6 protein-coding genes are annotated in these 4948 nt (G+C 43.9%); 4 read left to right on the top strand and 2 right to left on the bottom strand.

What is annotated here, in order from left to right:
* Positions 1–57: 57 nt before the first annotated feature.
* Positions 58–1692, bottom strand: a complete 1635-nt coding sequence (locus CHU92_RS01550; RefSeq protein ID WP_094411914.1) for an ABC-F family ATP-binding cassette domain-containing protein — start codon at positions 1690–1692, stop codon at positions 58–60.
* Positions 1693–1799: 107 nt separating this feature from the next.
* Between CHU92_RS01550 and CHU92_RS01545 the strand changes: the two genes are divergently transcribed.
* Together CHU92_RS01545 and CHU92_RS01535 are read left to right on the top strand one after the other, a co-directional pair.
* Positions 1800–2030: a hypothetical protein gene (locus CHU92_RS01545; protein WP_094411912.1), complete on the top strand. Its 231-nt coding sequence runs from the start codon at positions 1800–1802 to the stop codon at positions 2028–2030.
* 188 nt (positions 2031–2218) lie between these two features.
* Positions 2219–2428 carry a hypothetical protein gene (locus CHU92_RS01535; RefSeq protein WP_094411908.1) on the top strand — a complete coding sequence of 70 codons (210 nt, stop codon included), beginning with the start codon at positions 2219–2221 and terminating at the stop codon, positions 2426–2428.
* On the opposite strand, the gene CHU92_RS01530 is transcribed toward CHU92_RS01535, so the two are convergent.
* Positions 2425–2952 carry a GNAT family N-acetyltransferase gene (locus CHU92_RS01530; RefSeq protein ID WP_094411906.1) on the bottom strand — a complete coding sequence of 176 codons (528 nt, stop codon included), beginning with the start codon at positions 2950–2952 and terminating at the stop codon, positions 2425–2427. The genes CHU92_RS01535 and CHU92_RS01530 overlap by 4 nt on opposite strands.
* Positions 2953–3035: 83 nt before the next feature.
* Between CHU92_RS01530 and CHU92_RS01525 the strand changes: the two genes are divergently transcribed.
* Both CHU92_RS01525 and CHU92_RS01520 read left to right on the top strand, forming a co-directional pair.
* Complete coding sequence (locus CHU92_RS01525; RefSeq protein ID WP_094411904.1) at positions 3036–4433, top strand: MATE family efflux transporter; 1398 nt, start codon at positions 3036–3038, stop codon at positions 4431–4433.
* Positions 4434–4619: 186 nt separating this feature from the next.
* On the top strand, positions 4620–4850 hold the full coding sequence (locus tag CHU92_RS01520; RefSeq protein ID WP_094411902.1) for a hypothetical protein: 231 nt from the start codon (positions 4620–4622) through the stop codon (positions 4848–4850).
* The last annotated feature ends 98 nt before the right edge of the window (positions 4851–4948 follow it).

The raw sequence follows: 4948 nt of genomic DNA, 5'->3' as shown, positions 1-4948 counted from the left end.
GCAAGAAAAACGTAAAAAAACCGTCTCAAGTTGTGAGACGGCTTCCTTCTTTTTTATTTATTTACGCTCTATTTCTCTAAGGTTCTCTATTTTCTTAAGTTCCAGGAAGCCTTTTATGTCTTCAAAGTGCTCTTTTACGCGCTTGTTGCCGAACTCAAATACTTTTGTTACCAGCCCATCAAGGAAATCCCTGTCGTGCGATACCAATATCAGTGTACCGTCAAATGCTTTAAGGGCGTCTTTAATAATGTCTTTGGTTTTCATGTCAAGGTGGTTGGTAGGCTCATCCAGTATCAGCAGGTTTACCGGTTCAAGCAAGAGCTTAATCATGGCAAGGCGGGTACGCTCGCCACCGGAGAGTACTTTTACTTTTTTGGTAGTATCATCTCCGCTGAACATAAATGCTCCCAAAATATTCTTTATCTGTGTGCGGATGTCGCCTTCGGCAATGCGGTCTATGGTCTCAAAAACCGTGAGGTTTTCATCCAGCATCGCCGCCTGGTTTTGGGCAAAATAGCCAATCTGCACATTATGGCCAACTTCCAGCCTGCCTTCAAAATCAATTTCGCCCATAATGGCCTTGACCATAGTTGATTTACCTTCGCCGTTCTTACCCACAAACGCTACTTTCTGCCCACGCTCAATTACCACGGCGGCATCTTTAAACACCACATGGTCTCCATAAGATTTGCAAAGCTCGTTAACCACAACCGGGTACTGGCCTGATCGCGGTGCCGGCGGAAACTTAAGGCGCAGCGCCGAAGTGTCAACCTCGTCAACCTCAATCAACTCCAGCTTTTCTAACATTCTCACACGGGATTGCACTTGCTCCGTTTTTGAAAAAGCCCCCCTAAAACGCTCAATAAAAGCCTGATTTTCAGCAATAAATTTCTGCTGCTCGTCATATGCCTTCTGCTGGTGGGCGCGGCGGTCTTTACGCAGTTCAAGATAATGTGAGTATTTAGCCTTATAGTCATAAATACGGCCCATGGTAACCTCAATGGTACGGGTGGTGATATTGTCGACAAAAGCCCTGTCGTGCGATATAACCATAACCGCTTTGGCACTATTGATAAGGAAATCTTCCAGCCACTGTATGCTTTCGATATCCATGTGGTTGGTAGGCTCATCAAGCAGGATAAGGTCCGGCTTTTGCAGCAGGATCTTCGCCAGCTCAATCCTCATCCTCCAACCGCCGCTGAACTCAGATGTAGGCCTTGTAAAATCTTCACGTGTAAAGCCCATACCAATCAGTACTTTCTCTACTTCAGTCTCATAATTTATTTCTTCTATAGAATAGAATTTCTCGCTTAGTTCTGAAACTTTCTCGATAATCTTATAATATTCGTCCGACTCATAATCGGTGCGTACTGTCAGCTCTTCATTAAGCGCATCAATTTCGGCCTTCATTTTAAAGATGCTTTCAAACGCTTTAGATGTTTCTTCAAAAACGGTAGCGTTATCTTCAGTAAGCAGGTGCTGCGGCAGGTAGGCTATTACCGTTCCTTTTGGCGCTGAAATGTTGCCAGATGAAGGCTTATTGACTCCTGCAATTATTTTAAGTAGGGTTGATTTTCCGGCACCGTTCTTACCCATGAGGGCAATTTTGTCGGTTTCATTGATTGAAAAAGAAACATCGCTGAAAAGCGTGGTACCGCCAAACTGTACCGAAAGCGCATCAATAGTAATCATGGTAAGATTTTGAAAGCCGCAAAGATAGGATTTTAGCAGGATTAGACAATGAGATAATTTGCATCCTACGTCAGAATAGCTATATTTGAAGTTTAAACTTGTATGATATGAAACCCTGGATTAAAGCTGGGCTTTTTTTTGCCGTATGGATGTTTTTTTTCATGACATTAATCGGTCCTTTCCTTTATGTACTGGTAGGCCTGGAAGACAAAGTTATTTTTGATTTTAGTATCCCGAAGCTGGTTATTTCCGGTGTTGCCTCTACCATCTCCGGGCTGTGGATAGGCTACAATAACCGAAATAGAAACAAAATTAAAAGCCAGGCAGGCACTAAATGAAAAGTTGGGTTAAATTCGGCCTGGTATGGGGCGTGTTTATGTTCATTATGCTGAACATTGTTTTCCCATTGCTTGACGGGGCGCAGCCAGAATTGATCAAGGTCCTTATTGGATTGCCCTTTTGGATAATTGCAGGGCTTATATTTGGCTATGTTTCACGGAAAAGAACAAAAACAAAACAGGATTAAATGCAAGAATGGAAACGTAATGGCCTGCTGACAGGGGCCGTATTTTACATCATCACTATAGTAATTTTGCCCGTGGCCGGCGGTGAGAAGCTTTCCATAATAAAACTGTTCCTGGGGTTACCACTCTGGGCAATTACAGGGTGCGCAATGTCATGGCTTTATAATGACAGGGCCGGTAAAAAAGCTACCAGGCCTAAAAGGAAGCGTTAGCGCCTTTCGGGGTTCAGTAATTCATACCACACCTCATCCACACCTTCAAATTCAAACGTTTCTACGTAGTTTAAGCCTGCTTTTTCCAGTACTCTTCTTGATGCGTAGTGGCCGGCATCTGCGTAAGCATTTATTTTTTCAAGTTTCAGTACCGTAAAGCCATATTCCACAAATGCTTTGGCTGCCTCAGTAGCATAACCACTGCCCCAAAAGGAAGGCAAAAAGCGGTAGCCCAAATCAAAAAACTGTTCATGGCCGTTAACATTATGTTCCACTTTAAGGCCGGCCCAGCCCATAAAAGCACCTGTTTGCTTATGTATAGCTGCCATGCGGCCTATGCCGTTCTTTTTATACTGCTCAAGCACGTTATTAAGGAATTGCCTTGCTTCATTAATATCCTTCACCGGATTGTTGCCTAAATACGTGTGCACTTCAGCAAGGGAATCAAGGCTGAACAAGTTTATATCATCTTCAGGGGTAAGCGGCCTGAAGTACATGCGTCCGGTTTCGAGATGCTGCAGCATAATTTTAATTTAATAAATCCTGTTTAATCGATACGGCTCCCATTACAGCTTAAAAATGTACCTTTGCCGCAAAAATTGCAACAGTGGGCTTACAAAGATATACAAAAGAGTTTTCGGCAAACCTGAAGCTGGCCTATCCTGTAATATTAGGGATGCTGGGCCACACGCTTATAGGTGTGGTTGATAACATTATGGTAGGCAAAATAGGCACGGCTGAACTGGCAGCAGTATCATTAGGTAACAGCCTTGTATTTATAGCCATGTCAGTAGGCATAGGTTTTTCTACAGCTATAACACCAATTGTGGCACAGGGTGATGCTGAGCAGGATACCGGCAAAGTAAGGGAGGCTTTTCATCATGGGCTGGTACTATGCACGGTGCTGGGCCTCCTGCTGTTCGGGGTGGTTTATTTTGCAAAGCCGCTCATGTCGCTTATGCACCAGCCGCAGGAAGTTATAGCGCTTGCTTCGCCCTATATTGACTGGGTAGCGTTTTCTTTGCTGCCCATGGTAATATTCCAGGGGTATAAGCAGTTTGCTGATGGTATGTCGCTTACCAAATACGCTATGTATGCAGTTATTGTTTCTAACGTAATACATGTAGCCATCAACTACATGCTTATATACGGTATCTGGATATTCCCGAAGATGGGAATAACAGGCGCTGCACTGGGAACGGTAATATCACGTGTGCTGATGGTATTGTACATGCATTATATCCTTTCGAAAAATGCTAAGCTCAATATATATTTCCATAACTTCAGCCTGGGGCAGGTCAAAAAATCAATGCTGAAAAAGATAACTGCCCTTGGCCTGCCTTCGTCCATGCAGATGCTTTTTGAGGTAGCTCTTTTTACGGCAGCTATCTGGCTTTCGGGCTCGCTGGGCAAATCGAGCCAGGCCGCCAACCAGATTGCCCTGAGCCTTGCGTCGATGACCTTTATGTTTGCCATGGGCCTTAGTGTGGCCGCCATGGTAAGGGTAGGCAACCAGAAAGGCCTGCAGGACTATAAGAACCTGCAGGTAGTGGCACGCTCTATTTTCCTGCTTGCCATAGTGCTTGAAATTGTGTTTGCGCTGCTTTTTGTGGCGCTGCATGAGGTGCTTCCGCATTACTTCCTCAATATGGAAAACGTATCGCTGCTGCAAGACAATGCTGAGGTTGTTGCCATAGCGTCGTCCCTGTTGCTGGTGGCTGCCGTATTCCAGATTTCCGACGGCATACAGGTGGTGGTACTGGGAGCACTGCGGGGCCTGCAGGATGTGAAGATACCTACGGTAATAACATTTATAGCTTACTGGGTTATAGGGTTTCCCATATCTTTTTACCTGGGGATACATACCGGCCTTAAGGCTACGGGTATATGGATTGGCCTGCTGGCAGGGCTCACGGTTGCTGCCTTATTTTTGTATCTTCGCTTTAATTACTTAACCAATAAAATGATCAAAGCACCTTACCACCTCAATGAAGAATCACATTAGACATAAGACATAAGACATAAGACATAAGACATTAGACATTAGACATAAGACATTAGACATTAAGACTTTCAACTTTCGAACTTTCAAACTTTCAACTTTCAAACTTTCAACTTTCAAACTTTCAAACTTTCAACTTTCAACTTTCAAACTTTCGAACTTTCAACTTTCAAACTTTCAACTAATATTATGGAACTACCAAAATTTCTACTTGCTGATAATACTGACTTTCCTGAAGATATATTTATCATCCACCTTGATTATCCACGCTTTATCATTAACCTGAAAGATGATGAAGTGGAATTTTTGGAAGAGCCTGAAGACCTTGACGAAAATGAGCTGAACGCAGAGATGGAAGCCCTTATAGAACAGGCGAATACCTTTTATGACAGGGAAATGGAAAGGTATGAGCAAGGCTGATTTATTTTTTTTCAGGAGCAGGGAATTTCCGTCTCCGTAGCATCTCCTGTGCCTGCTGTCCGCTATATCTCCCCGCCGCGAAAGCGGGCGGCGGGGAG

Source organism: Flavobacterium cyanobacteriorum (assembly GCF_002251835.1).
Lineage (GTDB): Bacteria > Bacteroidota > Bacteroidia > Flavobacteriales > Flavobacteriaceae > Flavobacterium > Flavobacterium cyanobacteriorum.
The sequence above is the reverse complement of the archived record's forward strand: the minus strand, read 5'-3'. Positions and strand labels throughout refer to the sequence as shown.

Bases quoted from the DNA above. Each gene is read 5' to 3' on its own strand.
- CHU92_RS01535 (WP_094411908.1), top strand. From the start codon at position 2,219: ATGCAAGAATGGAAACGTAATGGCCTGCTGACAGGGGCCGTATTTTAC.
- CHU92_RS01530 (WP_094411906.1), bottom strand. From the start codon at position 2,952: ATGCTGCAGCATCTCGAAACCGGACGCATGTACTTCAGGCCGCTTACC.
- CHU92_RS01545 (WP_094411912.1), top strand. From the start codon at position 1,800: ATGAAACCCTGGATTAAAGCTGGGCTTTTTTTTGCCGTATGGATGTTT.
- CHU92_RS01550 (WP_094411914.1), bottom strand. From the start codon at position 1,692: ATGATTACTATTGATGCGCTTTCGGTACAGTTTGGCGGTACCACGCTT.
- CHU92_RS01520 (WP_094411902.1), top strand. From the start codon at position 4,620: ATGGAACTACCAAAATTTCTACTTGCTGATAATACTGACTTTCCTGAA.